The 25,374-nt window shown below is 63.7% G+C and carries 4 protein-coding genes and 2 pseudogenes; 3 read left to right on the forward strand and 3 right to left on the reverse strand.

The annotated features are described in order from the left end of the window. Positions 1-12 precede the first annotated feature (12 nt). Entirely contained in the window at positions 13-1,197 is a 1,185-nt protein-coding gene (locus E3O56_RS12280) for a sugar transporter (RefSeq protein ID WP_248128335.1), read from the forward strand. A 152-nt stretch (positions 1,198-1,349) separates the two neighbouring features. On the opposite strand, the gene E3O56_RS12285 is transcribed toward E3O56_RS12280, so the two are convergent. The 3 genes and pseudogenes from E3O56_RS12285 to E3O56_RS12295 all read right to left on the reverse strand — a co-directional run. Next, on the reverse strand, positions 1,350-1,571 hold the full coding sequence (locus E3O56_RS12285; protein ID WP_103734592.1) for a hypothetical protein: 222 nt from the start codon (positions 1,569-1,571) through the stop codon (positions 1,350-1,352). A gap of 248 nt (positions 1,572-1,819) precedes the next feature. Then, positions 1,820-1,972: pseudogene (locus tag E3O56_RS12290) on the reverse strand (NAD(P)/FAD-dependent oxidoreductase); the annotation flags it as partial. A 35-nt stretch (positions 1,973-2,007) separates the two neighbouring features. Further along, a pseudogene (locus tag E3O56_RS12295) lies at positions 2,008-2,154 on the reverse strand (ABC transporter substrate-binding protein); the annotation flags it as partial. Positions 2,155-2,619: 465 nt separating this feature from the next. Between E3O56_RS12295 and E3O56_RS12300 the strand changes: the two are divergent. Both E3O56_RS12300 and E3O56_RS12305 read left to right on the forward strand, forming a co-directional pair. Beyond that, complete coding sequence (locus E3O56_RS12300; RefSeq protein ID WP_248128336.1) at positions 2,620-15,537, forward strand: non-ribosomal peptide synthetase; 12,918 nt, start codon at positions 2,620-2,622, stop codon at positions 15,535-15,537. Continuing rightward, positions 15,534-25,374: non-ribosomal peptide synthetase (locus E3O56_RS12305; RefSeq protein WP_248128338.1), on the forward strand; the 9,841-nt coding region annotated here is incomplete at its 3' end. The genes E3O56_RS12300 and E3O56_RS12305, both read left to right, overlap by 4 nt.

A 25,374-nucleotide genomic window follows, 5' to 3' on the forward strand; every position in this document is an offset into this window, starting at 1 on the left:
CCCCGCCCGTCAATGAGCCTTTCAGCCGCAACCCCCCAAGCCAATTGGCAACCGGTCATCGCCCTCGCGCTGGCTGCGTTTGTGTTCAATACCACCGAATTCGTGCCTGTGGGGCTGCTCAGCGCCATTGGGGCCAGCTTCGACATGCCCGTGGCCAGCGTCGGTCTGATGCTCACCATCTATGCGTGGATCGTGTCCCTGACCTCGCTGCCGGTGATGCTGCTGACCCGCAACGTCGAACGGCGCAAGCTGCTGATCGTATTGTTTGGCCTGTTTATCGCCAGCCATATCCTCTCCAGCGTCGCCACCAGCTTCGGCCTGCTGATGGTCAGTCGCGTCGGCATCGCCCTGGCCCATGCCCTGTTCTGGTCGATCACCGCCTCGCTGGCCGTGCGCCTGGCGCCGGAGGGCAAGCAGGTGCAGGCCCTTGGCCTGTTGGCCACGGGCACGTCCCTGGCGATGGTGCTGGGCATTCCCTTAGGCCGCCTGCTTGGCGAGGCCATGGGCTGGCGTACCACGTTTCTGGTGATCGCCGCGTTCGCCGCGGCCCTGGTGTTCTGGCTGGCGCGCACCCTGCCGCCGTTGCCGAGCCAGAACTCCGGCTCCCTGCGTAGCCTGCCGCTGCTGTTCAAGCGCCCTGCACTGGTGGCGCTCTATGTGCTGACCGCGATGACCGTCACCGCGCAATTTACCGCTTACAGCTACATCGAACCCTTCGTCGAAGGCGTCGCCGGGCTGGGTGGCAGTGCGGTGACGTTGATTCTCTTGGTGTTTGGCGGTGCCGGCATTATCGGCTCGTTGTTGTTCAGCCTGGTGCACCGCTTCAACCCGCACCTGTTCGTGATCGGCGCAGTGTTCATCCTCGCCGCGTGCCTGGCGCTGATGCTGCCGTTGAGCGGTGCTGAATCCTACCTGGTGGTGTTGAGCATTTTCTGGGGCATGGCGATCATGGGCTTTGGCCTGGCCATGCAGTCCAAAGTGCTGGTGCTTGCACCGGACGCCACCGACGTGGCCATGGCGATGTTCTCCGGTATCTACAACATTGGCATCGGCGGTGGCGCGTTGATGGGCAGTTGGGTCGGCAGCCACTTCGGCTTCGCCTGGATCGGCGCGGCGGGCGGGTTGCTGGCGGCGCTGGCGTTGGTGGGATATTGCCTGGCGATTCGGCGGTTTGGGACGGGTGTGGTGACGCAATAGTGGGATTCAAGTGTAGCCAGGCATTCCTCATGTAGTGAGGCACCTAGAGGGCAGTGAAGTAAGCGCGGTGCATACAAATACCACAGGGGATTTATCAATAGATAAAATCCCCTGTGGTTGTTTTTGGGGTAAGGACCACTTTGCTTGGTGTATCAATATTCGTCTCTATCTCTTGGTTCGTCGTCGTCTTGAGCTTCCCAATCGTCAATGACTTGCTCGATGCGGCTTAGGGAATCGTAAGTTAGGATGCTAGCTTCCCCATCTTTTTCAAAGCGGTAAGCTTCTGATTGGTCGACTAATTTGTCGCCTTCATAACGCCCTCCTGTTAGATCTTTATGTATGTCATATCCTTTATAGTTTTTTACAAATGCCATGTCAGTACTCCTTGTATAAGGCTTGGTTGAAGTGAACGGGTATTCAGTTATAAATCTTCAATATGTAGTGAAGTATTGAAGTGATTTAAAGGTAGAGGGAGTAAGTGTGGTTGGGTACTGTCATAGTTGACAGTTTTTTAGATGGTTTAGCTATATTAGGGTTGTTCATACACAGGCGACTATACGGCTGCAAAGGGGCCGAGCCGGGATTAGAGTCCGGCGCGGTCTCTCGGCGGAACATAATGCTTCACCCCGCCGGCATCCACCGAGGCCACCGAAGTATTCAGTATCCATTGCAGTCCCAATTCCCGGCTGGCTTCGATGATTGACGGGCGTGTGCCATCGCCCATGGATGCTGCGATTTGCGGGCCGCGGTCCACCACGATTACCCGAATATCGGCCAGCTGACGTCGATGTGGTCGGCGTTGAGGGCTTATTCCAGGGTGCCCTGGGTTTTCAGCAGGGTGATCAGGGTTGAGGATTTCTGATAGCCGATACGCAGGGTCTCCTGGGCGTCGGCGCTCACGGCGATGGAGAAAACCAGCGATCCTAATACAGCAGCAAACGGGCGGCGAAGGGTCATGAGCGGCTCGATATTCAACGGAATGAGCCGAAGCATAAGGTTCTGAAAACCGGTTGATAAATACCCTTTCGATCTGAGCTTAAGGACACTTGGGGCATTGTCCATTGACTGACTGTGCATCTGCCAGATCGGGCCATGAGCAATCATTCGTTGAGGCGACACAGGCCAAAATGTGGGAGGGGGCAAGCCCCCTCCCACAGGTGTGACATGGGCGATCATCGCCGCAGTACTGGTAAAACTCAGCAAAGTTGAAGAGCCGCGAGCAAACACGGGAACCCTCCCACCCGACACGTGTCCCCGCTTCCCATGTCACCCCCCGCCGCGCAAATCCCTTAATTTTTCAAGCCTGCCGGAAGCCTCTCCAGGCCCCCGGCTGCGCCCGTTGTTTTTCAAGGGCGCCGCGCCTAGCGGCAAAACTGAATACGGACATTCTCTTAAACCGTGACTTATCAGGCAGGTTACCCCATGCAGTTCAGCGACTTACTGGCAGCGATCTCCACCCATGCGATCCGTCTGCAAACTGAAGAAGGCGACCTGATCGTCCTGGGCGATGACGAGGCGTTGGATGACGCGCTCTGGGATCAATTGATCGCGCATAAACCCCAGTTGCTGGCCCTGGTCGCCGAGCATGGCGGTGACTGGCTGAGCCCGGCTTACCGCATCACCCCGGACATGCTGGCGCTGGTCAACCTCGACCAGCCGGCCATCGACCGTATCGTCGCGTCCATCCCAGGCGGCGCGGCGAATGTGCAAGATATTTACCCCCTGGCGCCGCTCCAGGAAGGCATGCTTTACCACCATCTTTCTGCCGCGCAGGGCGACCCCTACGTGCTGCACGCGCAGTTTGTGTTCGACAGCCGCGCACGCCTGCAAACCTTTGCCGAGGCGCTGCAATGGGTGATTGACCGCCACGATATCCTGCGCACCTCCATGGTGTGGGAGCGCCTCGACGAGCCGCTGCAAGTGGTGTGGCGCAAGGCGCAGCTGGCGTGTGAAGAAGCGCATTTTGATGGCGGCGACCGTCTCGCTCAATTGCTCGCGCGCTATGACGCCCGTGCCTATCGCATGGACCTTGGCCAGGCGCCGCTGCTGCGTCTGGTGTTCGCCGAGGACCCGGCCAACCAGCGCGTGGTGGCGATGCTGTTGTTCCACCACACCATTCTCGATCACACCGCCCTGGATGTGGTGCGCCATGAAATCCAGCTGTACCTGGCCGGTGAGCACGCGCAAGCGGGCACGCCGGTAGCGTTTCGCAGCTACATCGCCCAAGTGCGCCAGGGTGTGAGCGAACAGGCCCATGAGGCGTTCTTTCGCGACATGCTCGCCGATATCGATGAACCGACGCTGCCGTTCGGCCTGCAAGATGTGCAGGGCGATGGTCAGGGCATTGATGAAGCGCGCATTCCCGTCGATAGCGCCCTTGGTCGTCGCCTGCGCAGTGTCGCGCGGCCGTTGGGGGTGAGTGTGGCGAGCCTGATGCACCTGGCGTTGGCGCGGGTGTTGGGCGTGGTTTCCGGTCGCGAGGCGGTGGTGTTCGGCACCGTGATGCTCGGGCGCATGGGCGCAGGCGAGGGCGGTGAGCGGGCCTTGGGCATGTTCATCAACACCTTGCCGTTGCGGGTTGACGTTGGCGCGCAAAGCGTGCGCGCTACGGTGCAAGTCACCCACGAGCGTCTTACGCGCCTGCTCGATCACGAACATGCGTCCCTGGCACTGGCCCAGCGCTGCAGCGGGGTGGCAGCACCCACACCGTTGTTCAGCGCGATCCTCAACTATCGCCATAGTGCGGCCACCGACATGGCCGCCGTGATCGAGGTTGCCGAAGGCATCCAGGTCCTGGGCGCCGAGGAGCGCACCAACTACCCGCTGACGGTCAACGTCGACGACCTGGGGCAAGACTTCGCGCTGACGGTGATGGTGGATGCGGCCATCGGTGCACAGCGGGTTGCCGGCTATCTGCACACCGCGCTGCAAAGCCTGGCCGACGCCCTTGAGCAGCGACCGGACAAGCCGCTCTGCGGCCTGAACATCCTGCCCGACGCTGAACGCCACGCCCTGCTGCATACCTTGAACCACAGCCCCACGCACTACGCCGATACCGCGTTGATCCACCAGCAAGTCGAAACCCACGCCGCCGCCCAGCCTGAAGCCATTGCCTTGCGCTTTGAGCAGCAGCGCCTCACCTATCGTCAACTCAACGAACGCGCCAACCAGGTCGCCCATGCACTGCTGGCCCAGGGCGTGGAGCCTGACAGCCGCGTGGCGATCTGCGTGGAGCGCGGCCCGCAGATGATTATCGGCCTGCTCGGTATTCTCAAGGCAGGTGCCGGCTACGTGCCGATAGACCCGGCTTACCCGCAGGAACGCATTGCCTACACCCTGGCCGACAGTCAACCGGTGGTTGTGCTGGTGCAGGCCGGCACTCGTCACCGGGTAGGCGAACTGGCGCAGCTTGACCTCGACAGCCTGGGCCAGTTGCCCATCACCGATCCACGGCTGCACCTGAGCCCGGCCAATCTGGCCTATGTAATTTACACCTCTGGTTCCACCGGCCAACCCAAGGGGGTAATGATCGAGCATCGTCAGGTGGCGCGCCTGTTCAGTGCCACTCAACACTGGTTCGGGTTCAACCCGCACGATGTATGGGCACTGTTCCACTCCTTCGCATTCGATTTTTCTGTGTGGGAAATCTGGGGCGCGCTGATGCACGGCGGCCAGTTGCTGATCGTGCCGCAACTGGTCAGCCGCTCGCCGGATGAGTGCTATACGCTGCTCTGCGAAGCCGAAGTGAGCATCCTCAACCAGACGCCGAGCGCGTTCCGCCAGTTGATCGCGGCCCAGGGCCACAGCACCCAGGCGCATTCGTTGCGTCAGGTGATCTTTGGCGGTGAGGCCCTTGAACCGGCCATGCTCAAGCCATGGTATGCGCGGGCGGTGAATGCCGGTACGCAGCTGGTAAACATGTACGGTATTACCGAAACCACCGTGCACGTGACCTATCGTGCGCTGGAGGCGGCGGATGCCCAACTGGTGGGCGTCAGCCCGATTGGCGTACGCATCCCCGACTTGCAGCTGTATGTGTTGGATGAACAACACGAGCCGTTGCCATACGGTGTGGTGGGCGAGCTGTACGTGGGCGGCGCCGGGGTGGCGCGCGGTTACCTGAACCGCGAGGCACTCAACGCCGAACGCTTCCTCGCGGACCCAGCCACCGGCCTGCGCATGTACAAGACCGGTGACCTCGGCCGCCTGCTGGCCGACGGCAGTGTCGAGTACCTGGGGCGTAACGATGACCAGGTCAAGATCCGCGGTTTCCGTATCGAGCTGGGCGAAATCCAGGCACACCTGGCAACCGCCCACGGCGTGCGCGATGCGGTGGTGATCGCCCGTGAGGATGAGCCGGGTGACAAGCGCCTGGTGGCCTACGTGATCACCGAGGGTGAGCCCAGCGTTGCCGCCTTGCGCGATCACTTGCTACAGAGCCTTGCCGAACATATGGTGCCCAGCGCCTTCGTGCGCCTGGAGGCATTCCCCCTGACCACCAACGGCAAGCTTGACCGCAAAGCTTTGCCCGCACCCGATGCCGAGGCGTTGGCCCGGCGCAGTTATGCCGCGCCCCAAGGTGCGGTGGAAAACGCCATTGCGATGATCTGGCAGGACCTGCTCAAGCTCGACCGGGTGGGGCGTGACGACAACTTCTTCGAGTTGGGCGGGCATTCGCTGCTGGCGGTCAAGCTGATCGAACGCATGCGCCAGGTAGAGCTGAGTGCCGATGTACGCGTGCTGTTCGGCCAGCCGACCCTGGCAGCCCTCGCAGCGGGGGTGGGCGGGCACCATGAGGTGCAGGTCCCGGCCAATCTGATTCAGGAACACAGTGAGCACATCACGCCGGACATGCTGCCCTTGGTCGAGCTGGACCAGGCCGCCATCGATCACATCCTCCAGGCCGTGCCCGGTGGCGTGGCCAACGTGCAGGATATCTACGCTCTCGCGCCGTTGCAGGCCGGTATTCTCTACCACCACCTGGCAACCAGCGAGGGCGACCCCTACGTGTTGCAGGTGCAGTTGCGCTTTAACGACCAGGGCGCGGTGGATGGCTTTATTCAGGCGCTGCACAGTGTCATCGAACGCAACGATATCCTGCGCACTGCGATTCTCTGGGAGGGCCTGGAGGAACCGGTGCAAGTGGTGTTGCGCCAGGCGCCGCTGGCCGTTGAGCGCTTGGACACCCAGGGCACCGATGCCTTGGCGCAGTTGCAACAGCGTTTTGACCCTCGCCACTACCGCCTGGATCTGTCTCGCGCTTCGCTGATGCGCCTGGCCTACGCTGAAGAGGCGGACGGCTTGGTCGGCATCCTGCTGCTGCACCATATCCTGCTCGATCACACGGCGCTGCAAGTGCTGGTCGAAGAAATGAGCGCCAGCCTGCACGGCAACCGCGTGCAACTGCCTGATGCGGTGCAGTACCGCAACTACGTGGCCCAGGCGCGGCTGGGCCTGAGCGAGGCGCAGCACGAGGCCTTCTTCAGCCAGATGCTCGGCGATATCGACGAGCCCACCCTGGCCTTCGGCTTGCAGGATGTGAACGGCGACGGCAGCGGCATCCATGAGGCCCATCTGCCGCTGGAACCGGCCCTCAGCCTGGCCCTGCGCGAACAGGCGCGGCAACTGGGCGTCAGCACGGCGAGCCTGGTGCATCTGGCATGGGCCCAGGTGCTGGGCCAGGTGTCGGGCCAGCAGGACGTGGTGTTCGGGACGGTCTTGCTGGGGCGTATGCAGGGCGGCGAGGGCGCTGACCGCGCGCTGGGGATGTTCATCAATACCTTGCCGCTGCGGGTCAGCCTCGGCAGCGTCGGCGTGCAAGCCGGCGTACGCGCGACCCATGCGCGCCTGGCGCAGTTGCTCGCGCATGAACACGCCGCGCTGTCCCTGGCCCAGCGCTGCAGCGGCGTGCCGGGTTCGTTGCCGTTGTTCAGCACCTTGCTCAACTACCGGCACAGCGCACCCGATGAAGCGCCGGGGGACAACCCCTTTGCCGCGTTCGGTATCCAGATCCTCAGCTCCGAAGAGCGCAGCAACTACCCGCTGGTACTCAACGTCGATGACCTGGGCACGGGGTTGGCCCTGACGGTGCAAGGTGTCGCCCATCTGGATGTGCAACGTGTGGGTGAGTACATGCTCACCGCATTGCGCCATGTGGTGAGCGCGCTGCAACACGCGCCCACCACCGCCATGCACAAGGTGTCGATTGTGCCGCCCGCCGAGCGGCGCTTATTGCTTGAAGACTTCAATGCCAGCGCCCGGGAATACCCGTCGCAGCTCACCGTAGCTCAACTGTTCGAAGCCCAGGCACTGGCCCGGCCTGAAGCCGTGGCGGTGGTGCATGGCCCGCTGTCGCTGAGCTACCGTGACCTCAATCGCCGTGCCAATCGCCTGGCCCATCATTTGATTGGCCGTGGCGTGCGGCCAGGTGAGGCGGTGGCCCTGGCGCTGCCGCGCTCCATCGACCTGGTCGTCAGCCAGTTGGCGGTGCTCAAGTGTGCGGCGGTGTACGTACCGCTGGATGTCAACGCGCCGCTCGAACGTCGAACCTTCATGGTGCAGGACAGCGGCGCCCGCCAGGTGCTGGACAACCTTGCCGAACTGGACCTGGCCGACCTGCCGGCGGACAACCCGGGGCTGGCCCGGTCTGCGCAGGACGTGGCGTACATCATGTACACCTCCGGCTCCACCGGCCAGCCCAAGGGCGTGCTGGTGCCCCATCGCGGCATCACGCGCCTGGTCATCAATAATGGCTATGCCGACTTCAATGCCAGCGACCGCGTGGCCTTCGCCTCCAACCCGGCGTTCGATGCGAGCACCATGGATGTGTGGGGCGCATTGCTCAACGGCGGGCAAGTGCAGGTGATCGACCATGCCACCTTGCTCGACCCGTTGGCGTTCGGCGCCGAGCTTAAGGGCGCGACGGTGTTGTTCGTGACCACCGCACTGTTCAACCAGTACGTGCAATTGATCCCCGAGGCGTTGGCCGGTTTGCGCATCCTGCTGTGCGGCGGTGAGCGTGCTGACCCGGCGGCATTTCGCAGCCTGTTGGCGCGTGCACCGGCGCCGCGCCTGGTGCATTGCTACGGGCCGACCGAAACCACCACCTACGCCACCACCCACGAAGTGCGCGAGGTCGGTACGGATACCGACAGCGTGCCGGTGGGGCGGCCCATTTCCAATACACAGATCTATGTGCTCGATGCACAGATGCAACCGGTGCCGCTGGGCATCACCGGTGAAATCTGCATCGGCGGCGATGGCGTCGCCCTGGGCTATTTGAATCGCCCCGAGCTGACGGCTGAAAAGTTTGTGCAGGATCCCTTCAACCCGGGCGCCTTGCTGTACCGCACCGGCGACCTCGGGCGCTGGACGCAAGACGGCTTGCTCGAATGCCTGGGGCGCAACGACGACCAGGTGAAAATCCGTGGCTTTCGTATCGAGCTGGGTGAGATCGAGGCGCGCCTGGCCAGTTGCCCGGGCATCCAGGACGTCGCCGTGTTGGCCAGGGAAGATATGCCAGGTGAAAAGCGCCTGGTCGCCTACTTCACCTGGGCCGGGGCAGACCTGGGCATTGAGCTGGTCCACGCCTACCTGCAAGGCCAGTTGCCGGACTATATGCTGCCGTCGGCCTATATGCCGCTGGCCAGTCTGCCCCTGACCAACAATGGGAAGCTCGACCGCAAAGCCTTGCCGGCACCGGACCCGTCGGCCTTGCTCAGTCGTGGCTACGAAGCCCCGCAAGGCGAGGTGGAAACCCTACTGGCGCAGATCTGGCAAGACGTGCTCAAGCTCGAACGCGTCGGGCGTCACGATCATTTCTTCGAGTTGGGCGGGCATTCGCTGCTGGCGGTGAGCTTGATCGAACGTATGCGCCAAGTGGGCCTCAGTGCCGATGTGCGCGTGCTGTTCAACCAGCCGAGCCTGGCAGCGTTGGCGGCGGCGGTGGGCAGTGGTCGCGAAATCGTGGTGCCGGCCAATGGCATCCCGGCCGGTTGCACACAGATCACACCGTCCATGCTGAGCCTGGTGCAGCTCACTCCGGATGCCATCGAGCGTATCGTCGCCAGCGTGCCGGGTGGCGCGGAGAATGTGCAGGACATCTACCCGCTGGCGCCGTTGCAGGAAGGCATTCTCTACCACCACCTCAGCGCCGAACAGGGCGACCCGTACCTGCTGCAATCGCGCATGGCGTTCGACAATCTCGACCGCTTGCACGGGTTCATGGCGGCGCTGCAACAGGTGGTTGCCCGCCACGATATCCTGCGCACGGGCGTAGTCTGGGAGGGCCTGGACAGCCCGGTGCAAGTGGTGTGGCGCAAGGCGCAACTGGGGGTGCAGGAGGTTCATCTGGACCCGGCCGACGGCGGCATCATCGAACAACTGCACGCCCGCTTCGATGCCCGGCACTATCGGCTGGACATCACCCAGGCGCCGTTGCTGCGCATGGTCTATGCCCAGGACCCGGCGCACAACCGTGTTGCGGCGATCCTGCTGTTTCACCACCTGGCGCTGGACCACACAGCCATGGAGGTGGTTGGCCAGGAAATGCGCGCCTTCATGTTCAACCAGGCCCAGGACTTGCCCGCTGCCGCGCCATTTCGCAACTATGTGGCCCAGGCGCGCCTGGGTGTCAGTGTGGCCGAGCATGAGCAGTTCTTTCGCGACATGCTCGCCGATGTGGATGAACCAACCTTGCCGTTTGGTTTGCAGGATGTGCAGGGCGATGGCCGTGCCATCGAGGAGGCCGGGCTGCCATTGGACGCCGCGCTGGCGCAGCGGGTTCGCCAGCAGGCGCGACAGCTGGGTGTGAGCGCCGCGAGCCTGATGCACCTGGCCTGGGCCCAGGTCGTGGGGCTGGTGTCGGGCCGCGATGACGTGGTGTTCGGCACGGTGCTGATGGGCCGTATGCAAGCCGGTGAAGGTGCAGACCGCGCGCTGGGGATGTTTATCAACACCTTGCCGCTGCGGGTCGATGTTGCCGCCGGGGCGTCAGCGGCGGTCAAGGCCACCCATGCACGCCTGAGCGCCTTGCTCGGGCATGAACATGCCTCGCTGGCCCTGGCTCAGCGTTGCAGCGGTGTGCCCACCAGCACGCCATTGTTCAGTGCCTTGCTCAATTACCGTCACAGCAACCCCGCCGAGATGGCCCGTGACGGCCACGGCATCTGGGAGGGCGTGCGGCTGCTGGGTGGTGAGGAGCGCAGTAATTACCCATTGACCCTGAGCGTGGATGACCTGGGCGACGGCTTCGGGCTGAGCGTGCTGGCGGTGCCACAGATCGGTGCGCAACGCCTGTGCGACTACATGCACAACGCTGTGGCGCAGTTGCTCACAGCCTTGGAGTGCACGCCGGACACCGCACTCAATCGCCTGCCGATCCTGCCCGCGGCGGAGTGTGAAACCCTGCTGCGCGAATTCAATGCCACGGCCCAGGATTTCCCCCGTGGCCACACCGTGCACGGCGCATTTGAGGTACAGGCTGAGCGCCAACCCAACGCCATTGCCGTGCAGCAGGGCGGCGAGGCGCTGACCTATCAGCAGCTCAATCAGCGTGCCAACCAACTGGCCCATCACCTGTTGGCCCTCGGCGTGCAACCGGATGACCGCGTTGCGCTGTGCTGCCGCCGTGGCCCGCAGATGCTGGTGGGGCTATTGGGCATTCTCAAGGCCGGCGCCGGCTATGTGCCGATTGACCCGGCGTATCCCGCCGAACGCATCGCTTATTTGTTGCAGGACAGCGCCCCGGTGGCAGTACTCGCTGAGGCCAGTACCCGTGACCTGCTGGACACGATCACGCTGGTCGACTTGCATGACCCCGACTGGCAGCACCTGCCCGTCAACAATCCACAGTTGCCCGCACTGACGCCTGCGCACCTGGCCTATGTCATCTACACCTCAGGCTCCACCGGCCAGCCCAAGGGCGTGATGGTGGAACACCACAACGTGGAGAACCTGGTGCATTGGCACTCTGAAGCCTTTGGCCTGGCTGCTGCGAGTCACACCAGCAGCGTGGCCGGGTTTGGTTTTGACGCGATGGCCTGGGAAGTCTGGCCGGCCCTGTGCGTCGGGGCGACCCTGCACCTGCCGCCCGCCGAAGTGGGCAATGAAAACATCGATGAACTGCTGGCCTGGTGGCGGGCGCAGCCGCTGGACGTGAGCTTTTTGCCCACGCCGGTAGCCGAGTACGCGTTCAGCCAACACCTGCAACACCCCACCTTGCGCATCCTGCTGATTGGCGGCGATCGCCTGCGCCAGTTCACCCAGGAACGGCGCTTTGCCGTGATCAACAACTATGGCCCCACCGAGGCCACGGTGGTTGCCACCTCCGGTCGCGTGCGGGCCGGGCAGGCGTTGCATATTGGTCGATCCATCGCCAATGCCGGCAGCTATGTGCTGGATGCGCAGTTGCGCCCGGTGCCGGTCGGTGTGGCCGGTGAGCTGTATGTAGGCGGCAGCGGTGTGGCACGGGGTTACTTGAATCGCCCGGACTTGACTGCCGAACGCTTCCTGCAAAACCCGTTCAGCCCGGGGCGCATGTACCGCACCGGCGACCTGGTGCGCTGGTTGCCCGACGGCAATCTGGAGTACCTGGGCCGCAACGATGACCAGGTCAAACTGCGTGGTGTGCGGGTTGAGCTGGGCGAAATCGAAAGCCGCCTGGCCGCGCTGGACGGCATTCGCGAAGCGGTGGTGCTGGTGCGCGAAGGTCGGCTGCTGGCCTGGTTCACCGAGCAACGCGCACTCCCCATCGAGACCTTGCGCGCGCAATTGCAGGCGCAGCTTCCCGATGCGCTGGTGCCGGTCGCCTACATGCGCCTCGATGTGTTGCCCCTGACCGCCAACGGCAAGCTGGACCGCAAGGCACTGCCCGATCCCGATCAGGCAGCCGTGCTCAGCCGCGAGTACCAGGCCCCCCAGGGCGAGGTCGAAACCACCCTGGCGCGTATCTGGGCCGAGGTGCTGCAAGTGGAGCAGGTGGGCCGTCATGACCATTTCTTCGAACTGGGCGGCCATTCATTGCTGGCCGTCAGCCTGATCGAGCGTATGCGTCAGGTTGGCCTCAGCGCCGATGTGCGCGTGCTGTTCAGTCAGCCAACCCTGGCCGCGCTGGCCGCTGCTGTTGGCAGTGGTCGCGAGGTGCAAGTGCCGGCCAACCGGATCAGTGCCGAGTGCCAACGTATCACCCCCGACATGCTGGCGCTGGTGACCCTCGACCAGTGTGCGATTGATCAGGTAGTCGCCCAGGTGCCAGGCGGCGCTGCCAACGTGCAGGACATCTACCCGCTGGCGCCGCTGCAGGAAGGCATTTTCTACCACTACCTCACGGCCGCGCAGGGCGACCCGTACCTGCTGCAATCGCACCTGGCGTTTGACAGTGTCGAGCGTCTGCAAGCCTTCGCGCAGGCGCTGCAACAGGTGATCGACCGCCATGACATTCTGCGCACCGGGGTGGTGTGGGAGGGGCTGGCGCAACCGTTGCAAGTGGTGTGGCGCAAGGCGGCGTTGAGCGTTCAGGAGCTGCATTTGCACGGCGACGTGCTTGCCGGCCTGCATGAGCGTTTAGACCCGCGCCACTACCGCGTCCCGATGTCCAAGGCACCGCTGGTGCGTCTGGTATTCAGCCATGATCCAAGTCGGCAGCGGGTGGTCGCGATTCTGCTTTTCCATCACATCGCTCTTGATCACACTGCGCTTGAGCGAGTGCGGCAAGAGATGCAAGCCAGTTTGCTGGGGCAGGAACAGGATGCTGATGAACCTATTCCTTACCGCAACTACGTGGCGCAGGCTCGTTTGGGGCTCAGCGAGCAGGAACACGAAGCGTTCTTCGCCAACATGCTGCGTGACGTCAATGAGCCAACCCTGCCGTTCGGTCTCCAGGATGTGCAGGGAGACGGCAGCGCTATTGAAGAGCACCAGCAGTTTCTGGAGCCGTCCTTGAGCCTGCGTCTGAGGGCTCAGGCACGACTATCAGGTGTGAGTGCCGCCAGTCTGTTTCACCTGGCGTGGGCCCAGGTGTTGGCCTGCTCCGCCAACCAGCCCAGTGTGGTGTTCGGTACGGTCCTGATGGGGCGTATGCAGGGCGGAAAAGGTAGTGACCGTGCGTTAGGTATGTTCATCAATACGTTGCCTCTGCGTGTGGAGATTGATGATATCGGCGTGCGTGCGGCGCTTGTGCAAACCCATGAACGCCTGACGGCACTGCTCGGTCACGAACACGCGTCACTGGCCTTGGCGCAGCGTTGCAGTGGTGTCGCCGCACCGCTGCCATTGTTCAGCGCGATGCTCAATTATCGCCACAGTGACAGTCAGCAGGCATCCGCATCACAAGCGTGGCAAGGCATCCAGACCCTTAGCAGCGAGGAGCGTACCAACTACCCGTTGACCCTGAACGTGGACGATCAGCGCGATGGTTTCCGCTTGACTGTCATGACCGCGGCGCACATCGGCGCAGAGCGTGTCTGCGGTTATATGCAAACGGCGTTGCATGGGTTGGTCGAAGCGTTGGAGCAATCGCCCCATCTGGCGGTCAACCGTGTATCTGTAGTGGGTAAGCAGGAGCGCGAGCAACTGTTGAATGGCTTCAATGCGACAGTAGTCGATTACAACCTTGACCAGACACTGCATTCAATGTTCGAGGCCCAAGTTGCGAGCACACCGGATTGCGTGGCGGTGAAATCGGGCGAGCAACAACTGACCTACCAACAGCTCAACGAGCACGCCAACCGCCTGGCCCATCACCTGCGTGAAAGGGGCGTGCAGCCGGACTCACGGGTAGGCATTTGCCTGGAGCGTGGCCTGGACATGGTGATCGGCCTGTTCGCCATCCTCAAGGCCGGTGGCGGTTATGTGCCGCTGGACCCGGCCTACCCGCAAGAACGCATCGCCTACATGCTGCAAGACAGCGCGCCGGTGGTGGTGCTGGCGCAAGCCTCCACTCGTGCCTTGCTGGGCGACGTGGCCGTGATCGACGTCGGCCACAGCACTTGGCACCAGCAGCCTTGCGTCAACCCGCAGGTCGCGGACCTCACTGCCCGGCACACGGCCTACGTGATCTACACCTCCGGTTCCACTGGCCAGCCCAAGGGCGTGATCAATGAACACGCCGGGGTGGTCAACCGTCTGTTGTGGATGCAGGACGCCTATGGCCTCAAGGCCCATGACGCGGTCTTGCAGAAAACCCCGTTCAGCTTCGACGTGTCGGTGTGGGAGTTCTTCTGGCCGCTGTTTACCGGCGCACGCCTGGTGATGGCGCGCCCGGGTGGGCACAAAGACCCTGCGTACCTGTGCGAAGTAATCGAGGCAGAAAACATCACCACCCTGCACTTTGTGCCGTCGATGCTTGACGTGTTCCTGGCCCATGGTGATGTGAGCCAGGCGGCCGGGTTGGTGCGCGTGATGTGCAGCGGCGAGGCGCTGCCGGGCAGCCTGGTGCGTCGGTTCAAGCAGCAGTTGCCAGGCATTGGTTTGTACAACCTGTATGGCCCCACGGAAGCGGCGGTGGACGTGACGGCCTGGAACTGCGCCCGCCCGGACGTGCCGGACAACACCCCCATCGGCAAGCCGATTGCCAACACGCGCATGTACGTGCTGGACGGGCAGTTGCAGCCGGTGCCTCTGGGGGTGGTCGGTGAGCTGTTCATCGCTGGCGTGCAAGTGGCGCGGGGTTATCTGAACCGTGCGCAGCTGACCGCCGAGCGCTTCCTCGATGACCCGTTTGCGCCTGGCCGGATGTACCGCACCGGTGACCTGGGCCGCTACTTGCCGGACGGAAATATCGAATACCTGGGGCGCAACGATGACCAGGTGAAAATCCGTGGCCTGCGCATCGAGCTGGGGGAAATCCAGGCGCGGCTGATCGAGCATCCGGCGGTCAACGACGCGGTGGTGGTGGTTCGTGATGAGCGCCTGGTCGCCTATTACACTGGCCTGCCAAGCGACATCGACGGCCTGCGCGCCCAGCTGTTGCAGCACCTGCCGGACTTTATGGTGCCCGCGCTGTTCGTGCACCTGCCCGTCATGCCCCTGAGCCCCAACGGCAAGCTCGACCGCAAAGCGTTACCCGCACCGGGTATGGACGCACTGACGGTGCGTGAGTACGAAGCACCCGAAGGCGATACCGAAATCCTGCTGGCCCAGTTGTGGTCCGAGCTGCTCAAGGTGGATCGGGTAGGCCGGCACGACAATTTCTTTGAACTGGGCGGGCACTCGCTGCTCGCTGTGAGCTTGATCGGACGCCTGCGCCAGGAAGGCATGGAAGCCGATGTGCGAGCGTTGTTCGAACAACCGACCCTGGCCGGCTACGCCGCAATGACCGAACGAATGGAGATCGTCCTGTGAACATCCTCGAGCTGCTGGCAACCCTGAAAACCAAGGACGTGCAACTGGCGCTCAAGGGCGAACAGTTGTCGGTGAACGGCAACCGGCAAGCCTTGAGCGACCCGGCAATATTGGCCGCCTTGCGCGAGCACAAACCGGCGCTGATCGAGCTGATCAAGGCCGGTGAGTACTCGGCTGCCAAGGTTGGTGAAGTGGCCGTACCGGCCAATGGCATTCCCGCCAACGCCGAGCGCATCACCCCCGACATGCTGACCCTCTCGACCCTGAGCCAGGACGAGATCGAGCGCATCATCGCCACCGTGCAGGGCGGTGTGGCGAATATCCAGGACATCTATCCGTTGGCGCCATTGCAGGAAGGCATTCTGTTTCACCATGCCAGCGCCGAGCAGGGCGACCCCTACGTGATGCAGTCGCAGTTCGCGTTTGACAGCCTGGAGCGCTTCGAGGCGTTTGCCCAGGCGCTGCAAAGCGTGATGGACCGCCACGACATTTTACGCACCGGGGTGGTCTGGGATGGCCTGGCGCAACCTTCGCAAGTGGTGTGGCGTCAGGCGCGCCTGCCGGTGCAAGCTTTGATGCTCGACCCGGCCGACGGCGATATCGCCGCACAGCTGCATGACCTATTCAATGCCCGTCATTATCGCCTCGACGTGACCCAGGCACCGTTGTTGCGCCTGGTACATGCTGAAGACCGGACCCACCAGCGCATCGTCGCTACCTTGCTGTTCCACCATATGGCGATGGACCACAGCGCTCTGGAAGTGGTACGCCACGAGATGCAGGCGTTTTTGCACGGTCACGCCGCTCAGTTGGGCCTTGCCGTGCCGTTTCGCGACTATGTCGCCCAGGCGCGCCTGGGTGTTACCGAGCAAGAACATAAAGCATTTTTCCAACAGATGCTCGGTGATGTGGTTGAACCGACCTTGCCCTTTGGTTTACAGGATGTACAGGGCGACGGCAGGGGGATCGCTGAACTCGACTGGCCTTTAGCGAACTCCCTCAGCCAACGCTTGCGCGCACAGGCTCGTGTGCTGGGCGTGAGCGTTGCCAGTCTGTTCCACTTGGGGTGGGCCCAAGTGCTGGGCAGGGTGGCAGGCAAGTCCCAGGTGGTGTTCGGTACGGTATTGATGGGACGTATGCACGGCGGGCATGCGACGGATCGCGCCCTGGGTATCTTCATCAATACGCTACCGTTTCGCGTCGACATTGGCAGTGAGGATCTGCGCAGCGCTGTCAAGGCCACTCACATGCGCTTGACTAGCCTGCTGCGGCATGAATATGCGCCATTGGCTCTGGCTCAGCATTGCAGTGGCGTCATTGCGCCGTTGCCGCTATTCAGTGCGTTACTCAACTATCGTCACAGTGGCACCGGTACTCGCAGCGAGGCGATTGCGGCCTGGCAAGGTATCGAAACGCTGCGTTCCGAGGAGCGTACTAACTATCCGCTCACACTCAGTGTGGACGATCTGGGCGACGATTTTATCCTGCGTTTGCTGGCCAGCACCCAGGTCGACCCCCACCGCGTCTGCGCCTACTTGCACACCGCGCTGGAAAACCTGGTTACCGCGCTGGAGCAGGCGCCGCACACTGCGCTTGACCAACTTTCGGTAGTGCCCGCCGCCGAACAGCGCCTGCTGTTGCAACAGTTCAACGCCACCCAGGCCGTGTTCCCGCAAGGCACCACCTTGCACGGGCGTATCGAAGCCCAGGCTGCGCTCACGCCGGACGCCATCGCCGCCGTGCACGAAGGGCGGCAACTGACCTACGCCGAACTCAACCAGCAAGCCAACCTGCTGGCCCATCATCTGCTGGCGCTGGGGGTTCGGCCCGATGATCGCGTGGCCATTGTGGCGCGGCGCGGGCTCGACACCTTGGCCGGGCTGCTGGCGATCCTCAAGGCAGGTGCCGGTTATGTGCCGGTAGACCCGTCCCACCCGGCCGAGCGTTTGAGCTACTTGCTCAGCGACAGCGCCCCGGTGGCGGTGCTCACCCAACACGCGTTGCTGGCTCGTTTGCCCGAGCTCGAGGTGCCGGTGATCAACCTCGATCGATTCACCTGGCAGCATCACTCGGCGAGCAACCCCAAGGTCGCTGTCGGCCCGACGAACCTCGCGTATGTGATCTACACCTCGGGTTCTACCGGCTTGCCCAAAGGTGTGATGGTGGAGCACCACACCGTCGCCAACCTGGTGGACTGGCATTGCAGCGCTTTTGACCTGCGCGCCGGGCGGCATACCGCCAGTGTTGCCGGTTTCGGCTTTGATGCGATGGCCTGGGAGGTCTGGCCGGCGCTGTGTGTGGGCGCCACCCTGCACCTGCCACCCGCCCATGACGGTACCGAAGATATCGACGCGCTGCTGGCCTGGTGGTGCGCACAGCCTTTGGACGTAAGCTTCCTGCCCACGCCGGTGGCCGAGTACGCGTTCAGCCAGACTATCGAGCACCCGACCTTGCGCACCCTGCTGGTCGGTGGCGATCGCCTGCGCCAGTTCGGCCGGGCGCAGCGCTTTGAATTGATCAACAACTATGGCCCCACCGAAGCCACGGTGGTCGCCACGTCGGGCAAGGTCGAGGCGGGCCAGCCGTTGCATATCGGCAAGCCCATCGCCAATGCCACCGTCTACGTGCTCGACGAACACCAGCGCCCGGTGCCGCTAGGGGTGGCGGGGGAGTTGTACGTGGGCGGCAAGGGCGTGGCGCGAGGTTACCTGAACCGCCCGGAACTGACCGCCGAGCGCTTCCTTCGCGACCCATTCAACCCCGGGCGCATGTACCGCACCGGCGACCTGGTGCGCTGGTTGCCCGATGGCACGCTCGACTACCTGGGGCGCAACGATGACCAGGTCAAAATCCGTGGCGTGCGCATCGAACTGGGCGAAATCGAAACCCGGCTCAACCAATTGCCTGGCATCCTGGAAGCGGTGGTGCTGGTGCGTGAAGAGCGGCTGGTGGCCTACTTCACCGAAAACCCGCAACTTGACGCGCTGACGGTAGGCGAAATCCGCGCTCACCTGGTGGCGCAGTTGCCGGACTACATGGTCCCGGTCGCCTTCATGAAGCTCGACGCGCTGCCGCTGACCACCAATGGCAAGCTCGACCGCAAGGCTTTGCCAGTGCCGGACATGGCCGCAGTGTTTACCCGCGAATACGCAGCGCCCCAGGGCGAGATCGAAACCGTGCTGGCGCAGATCTGGGCCGAGGTGTTGCAAGTGGAACGGGTCGGGCGGCGTGACCATTTCTTTGAGTTGGGCGGGCACTCGCTGCTGGCGATGCGCATGGTCTCCCAGGTCCGCCAGCGGCTGGGGGTCGAGTTGGCGCTGGGCGACCTGTTCGCCAACGCCGAACTGGCAGCGGTCGCCGAACTGCTGGCCCAGGCCGGGCGCAGCACCTTGCCGGATATCCTGCCGGCCAATCGTGATGAAGAGATGCCGCTGTCGTTTGCCCAGCAGCGCCTGTGGTTCCTGGCGTTGATGGAGGGCGCCAACACCGCCTACAACATTCCTATCGGCCTGCGTTTGCGCGGGCAGTTGCATGTGCAGGCACTGCAACGGGCGCTGGCGCGGATCGTGGCGCGGCATGAAACCCTGCGCAGCCGCTTTGCCCAACACGGCGACCAGGCCCAGGTGCTGATCGTGCCGGCCGAGGAGGTGTTACCGCTGCAGGTGCAAGACTTGCGTCGCCACGCGCAACCGCAACAGGCGCTGGACGCGCTGATCCACGGCGAAGCCTCGGCGCCCTTCGACCTGGAGCGTGGCCCGTTGCTGCGCGGCCGCCTGGTGGTGATGGCCGACGATCACCATGTGCTGCTGCTGACCCTGCACCATATCGTCTCCGATGGCTGGTCCATGGGCGTGCTGACCCGTGAACTGATGGCGCTGTACCAAGCCTTCAGCCACGGCCAATCCGACCCACTGCCACCCTTGCCGATCCAGTACGCCGACTTTGCCGTGTGGCAACGCCTGTGGCTGAGCGGTGAAGTGTTGCACCGCCAAAGCACCTATTGGCAGCGGACCCTGGCCGGCGCGCCGGCGTTGCTGACCCTGCCCACCGACCGCCCGCGCCCGGCGCAGCAGGACTACGCCGGCAGCAGCGTCGAAGTGCGCCTGGATGAACGCCTTACTGCCGGGCTCAAGGCCTTGAGCCAGCGCCATGGCACCACCCTCTATATGACCTTGATGAGCGCCTGGGCTTCGTTGCTGGCGCGCTTGTCCGGGCAGCCGGAGCTGGTGATCGGCACGCCGGTGGCCAACCGCACGCGCACCGAGGTGGAAGGGCTGATCGGTTTGTTCGTCAACACCCTGGCGCTGCGCATCGACACCTCGGGCGAGTTGAGCACCGAGGCCCTGCTGGCTCGGGTCAAGGCGCTGACACTGGCGGCCCAGGCCCATCAGGATTTGCCGTTCGAACAGGTGGTGGAAATCACCCGGCCGCCGCGCAGCCTGGCCCATAGCCCGCTGTTTCAGACCCTGCTGAGCTGGCAGGACAGCAGCGCGCCGACCCTGGCGTTGGGCGACCTGGCCCTGGAAGGCATTGTCGAAAACAGCCATTTCGCCAAGTTCGACCTGTCGCTGAACCTGGGGGAAGTGCAGGGCAGTATTCTCGGCGCGCTGGAATATGCCGTGGCGCTGTTCGATGAATCGACGATACGGCGTTACCTCGGCTACTTCACCCGCTTGTTGCAGGCCATGGTCGCTAACGACCAGGCGGTGCTTGCGCATGTGCCGCTGGTGGATGAGCGTGAGCGCAAGCAGTTGCTGGTGGATTTCAACGCTACCACTGTGGACTACCAGCTCGACCAGACCCTGCACGGGATGTTCGAAGCGCAGGTACTGCGCACGCCGCAGGCCGTGGCGGTAAAGGCCGGCGAGCAGCAACTGACCTACGCCGAACTGAACGCTCGCGCCAACCAACTGGCCCACCACCTGCAAGCCCTCGGCGTGCAGCCGCAGGCGCGGGTGGCGATCTGCGTGGAGCGTGGCCTGGACATGGTCATTGGCCTGTACGCGATCCTCAAGGCCGGCGCCGCCTATGTGCCGCTGGACCCGGCGTACCCGCCGGAGCGTATCGCCTACATGCTGCACGACAGCGCGCCAGCGGTGGTACTGGCCCAGGGCAGCACCCTTGGGCTGCTGGGCGAGGTGCCGGTGGTCGATCTGGACCAGCCCACCTGGCAGCACCAGCCCATCACCAACCCAGCGGTGGCCGGGGTGGCCGCCTATGTGATCTACACCTCCGGCTCCACCGGCCAGCCCAAAGGTGTGATCAACGAACACCCCGGGGTGGTCAACCGCCTGCTGTGGATGCAGGACGAATACCGGCTCACGGGAGGCGATACGGTGTTGCAGAAAACCCCGTTCAGTTTCGATGTGTCGGTGTGGGAATTCTTCTGGCCGCTGTCCACCGGAGCACGCCTGGTGATGGCGCGCCCGGATGGGCATAAAGACCCTGAGTACCTGTGCCAGGTGATCGCAGCCGAAGGGGTCACGACCTTGCACTTCGTGCCGTCGATGCTTGATGTCTTCCTCGCCCACGGTGACGTCAGCCAGGCGGGCGGGCTGGTGCGGGTGATGTGCAGCGGCGAAGCCTTGCCGGGCAGCCTGGTACGCCGCTTCAAGCAACAGTTGCCGGGCAGCCAGCTGCATAATCTCTATGGGCCCACCGAAGCGGCGGTGGATGTCACTGCCTGGCACTGCGCAGGCTTTGACGTGCCCGACAACACCCCCATCGGCAAGCCAATCGCCAACACGCGCATGTACGTGCTGGACGGGCAGTTGCAGCCTGTGCCGTTGGGCGTGGTGGGCGAATTGTTTATCGCGGGGGTGCAAGTCGCACGGGGTTACCTCAACCGTGCCGAACTGACCGCCGAGCGTTTCCTCGATGACCCGTTTGCCCCTGGGCGCATGTACCGCACCGGTGACGTCGGGCGCTACTTGTCGGATGGCAACATCGAGTACCTGGGCCGCAATGATGACCAGGTCAAGATCCGTGGCCTGCGCATTGAGCTGGGCGAAATCCAGGCACGCCTGACCGAGCATCCGGCGGTGCAGGAAGCCGCCGTGATTGCCCGCGAGCAGCGCCTGATCGCTTACTACACCGGCGTGCCGAGTGAAATTGAAAGCCTGCGCGCCCATTTGCTGCTGCACCTGCCGGAGTTCATGGTGCCGGCCAGCTTCGTGCACCTGGAGGCGCTGCCGCTGAGCCCCAATGGCAAACTCGACCGCAAGGCATTGCCGGCACCGGGCCTGGAGGCGTTGGTGGTGCGCGAGTACGAGGCGCCGCTGGGCGACACGGAAATCACCTTGGCCGCGCTGTGGGCCGAGTTGCTCAATGTGGAACGCGTGGGCCGGCACGACAACTTCTTCGAACTGGGCGGCCACTCGTTGCTGGCGGTCAGCCTGGTCGGGCGTATGCGCGGCCTGGGCTTGTCGGCGGACGTGAAAGTGCTGTTTGGTCAACCGACCTTGGCTGCCCTGGCGGCAGCTTTGGGCGGCGGGCGTGAAGTGGCGGTGCCGGCCAATGGCATTGCGGCCGATTGCGCGCGCATCACGCCAGACATGTTGGCGCTGGTCAGCCTGGATCAAGCGGCCATCGAGCGCATCGTCGCCAGCATCCCCGGCGGTGCGGCGAATGTGCAGGATATCTACCCGCTGGCGCCGTTGCAGGCCGGCATCCTGTATCAGCATCGCGCTGCGCAAGGTGATGACGCCTATGTGTTACAGGCGCAGTTTGCCTTTAACAGTCGCGCACGCCTGGATGCCTTCGCCAGCGCATTGCAGGCGGTGATCCAGCGTCATGACATCCTGCGTTCATCCTTGCATTGGGATGGCCTGGAAGAACCGGTGCAGGTGGTGTGGCGCCACGCCCGGCTAAGTGTTGAGAGCGGTCCGCTGCCGTCACGCCTGGACCTTGGCCAGGCGCCGCTGATGCGGTTGGTGTACGCCGAGCAATCGCAACGGGTGGTCGCGACGTTGCTGTTTCATCACCTGGTGATGGACCACGTTGCCCTGGATATCCTGCAACACGAGCTGCAGGCGTTTCTACTGGGCACTCAGGACACCCTGGCCGCGCCCGTGCCGTATCGCAACTACGTGGCCCAGACCCGTTTGGGCGCTGAGGATCACGAGACGTTTTTCCGCGAGATGCTCGGTGAGGTCGATGAACCCACCGAGGTGCCCAATCTGGGGGCCGAGGAAAACGTACGCGTGGGTCTCGACCTGTCGCTGAGCCGACGCCTGCGCAGCCAGGCCCGCCAGGCGGGGGTCAGTGCGGCCAGCGTGATGCATTTGGCCTGGGCCCACGTACTGGGCAAGGTTTGCGCCCGCGAGCAGGTGGTGTTCGGTACGGTGATGCTCGGCCGCCTGCAAGGCGGCGAAGGCGCCGAGCGGGCCATGGGCGTATTTATCAATACCTTGCCGCTGCGGGTCGACCTGGGGGAACACTCAGTGCTGACGGCACTGCGTACCGCCCATGGGCGCCTGACTCAGCTGCTCGGTCATGAACATGCGCCCCTGGCGTTGGCCCAGCGTTGCAGTGGTGTGGCGGTGGCGACGCCGTTGTTCAGCGTATTGTTCAACTATCGTCACAGCGCACCCCAGGCCGGTGGCGTGGCCGAGGCGTGGCAGGGGATCGAGTTGTTCAAGGCCGAGGAGCACACGCACTACGGCGTGGCGGTCAGCGTGGATGACCTCGGTGAAGGGTTCAGCCTGACCGTCATGGGGCAGGGCGCCCGGCGCTTGTGCGACTACCTGGAAATCGCGCTGGCGCAGGTGGTGCAGGCCCTGGAAGGTCATCGCGATATTGCCATCAACCGCTTGCCGATTCTGCCGCAGGCCGAACGCCAACGGGTGCTTGAGCACTTCAACGCCACTGCCCGTACATTCGCGCGTGAGCACACGGTGCAGCGCCTGTTCGAAGCCCAGGCCATGGCGCGTCCCGACGCGGTGGCGCTGGTGCACAACGAGCGGCGGGTGAGCTACGGCGAACTCAATACCCGCGCCAACCGCTTGGCCCATCACTTGCTCGGCCTGGGTGTGCGCCCTGGCGATCACCTGGCGATCCTGCTGCCGCGTTCGCTGGAGTTACTGGTCAGCCAATTGGCCATCCTCAAATGCGCCGCCGCGTATGTGCCGTTGGACGTGAATGCACCGGCTGAACGCCAGGGGTTCATGCTGCAAGACTGTGGCGCGGCCTGGTTGCTGACCCGCAGCGATTGCGTCATAGAGAGCAGGGTGCGTCGCCTGGACCTGGACACGCTTGGCCTCGCCCCGCAACCGAGCCACAACCCGGACCTGTCGCAACCCTCGGACAGCGTGGCGTACATCATGTACACCTCCGGCTCCACCGGCCAGCCCAAGGGTGTGCTGGTGCCCCATCGCGGCATCACGCGCCTGGTGCTCAACAACGGCTATGCCGATTTCAATGCCGCCGACCGCGTGGCCTTTGCGTCGAACCCAGCGTTCGATGCAAGCACCATGGACGTGTGGGGGCCACTGCTCAATGGCGGCCAGGTGCAGGTGATTGACCACGCCACCTTGCTCGATCCGAGCGCTTTCGCCCAGGCGTTGCAGGGCGTGACGGTGCTGTTTGTCACCACCGCGCTGTTCAACCAATACGTGCAGTTGATTCCCCAGGCCCTGGCTGGCTTGCGCATCCTTTTGTGCGGCGGGGAGCGCGCCGATCCGGCGGCGTTCCGCACGCTGTTGGCGCAGGCACCCGCGTTGCGCCTGGTGCATTGCTATGGGCCGACCGAAACCACCACTTACGCCACCACCTGCGAAGTGCACACGATTGCCGATGATGCCGACAGCGTGCCGGTGGGGCGGCCGATCTCCAACACCCAAGTGTATGTGCTCGATGCGCAGCAGCAGCCGGTACCGCTGGGTATCATCGGTGAAATCTGCATTGGCGGCGATGGCGTCGCCTTGGGCTATTTGAATCGCCCCGAGCTGACGGCTGAAAAGTTTGTGCAGGACCCGTTCAACCCAGGCGCCTTGCTTTACCGCACGGGCGATCTCGGGCGCTGGACGGCCGACGGCCTGCTGGAGTGCATCGGGCGTAATGACGACCAGGTGAAGATCCGAGGTTTTCGTGTTGAGCTGGGTGAAATCCAGGCGCGACTGGCGACGTTCGCAGGCATCCAAGATGCCGTGGTGCTGGCCCGTGAAGAGGTTCCGGGGGACAAACGCCTGGTGGCCTATTTCACCTGGGCGGGCGAACCCGTTGCTGTCGAGTCGGTGCGGGCTTACCTGCACGCGCACTTGCCCGAGTACATGGTGCCGTCCGCCTACGTCGCGCTGGAGCAATTGCCGTTGACCGCCAACGGCAAGATCGACCGTAACGCCTTGCCGGTGCCTGCCTGGGACGCCTCGACCAGCCGCACGTTCGAAACGCCGGCCGACGCCCTGGAGCAGACGTTGGCGCAACGCTGGGCCGAGGTGTTGAAACTCGAACAAGTGGGGCGGCATGACAGCTTCTTTGAACTGGGCGGGCATTCGTTGTTGGCGATTCGCCTGGTCAACCTGCTGGACGAGGCCGGTTTGCCGGTGTCGTTGGCCGAGCTGTTCCAACATGCCAGCGTGGCCGGCGTCGCGGCGATGCTGCGTCAGCGCGGGGATGATGTACTGCCCGACACCCGCGTGATTACCGTGCGCAGCAGCGGGGCGCAGGCACCGTTGTTTCTGGTGCATGAGTTCAGCGGCATGGACGTGTATTTCCCGGCGCTGGGCCAGCACCTGCCGGGTGATTATCCGATCTACGGCCTGCCGGGGCTGGCGCTGGGCGAGGCCCACCTGAACAGCATGGAAGGCCTGGCGGCGCGCATGGTCGGGCTGATCCGCG

Origin of the sequence: Pseudomonas sp. W2Aug9, assembly GCF_023127755.1 — a bacterium.
GTDB classification, from domain to species: Bacteria; Pseudomonadota; Gammaproteobacteria; order Pseudomonadales; family Pseudomonadaceae; genus Aquipseudomonas; species Aquipseudomonas synxantha_A.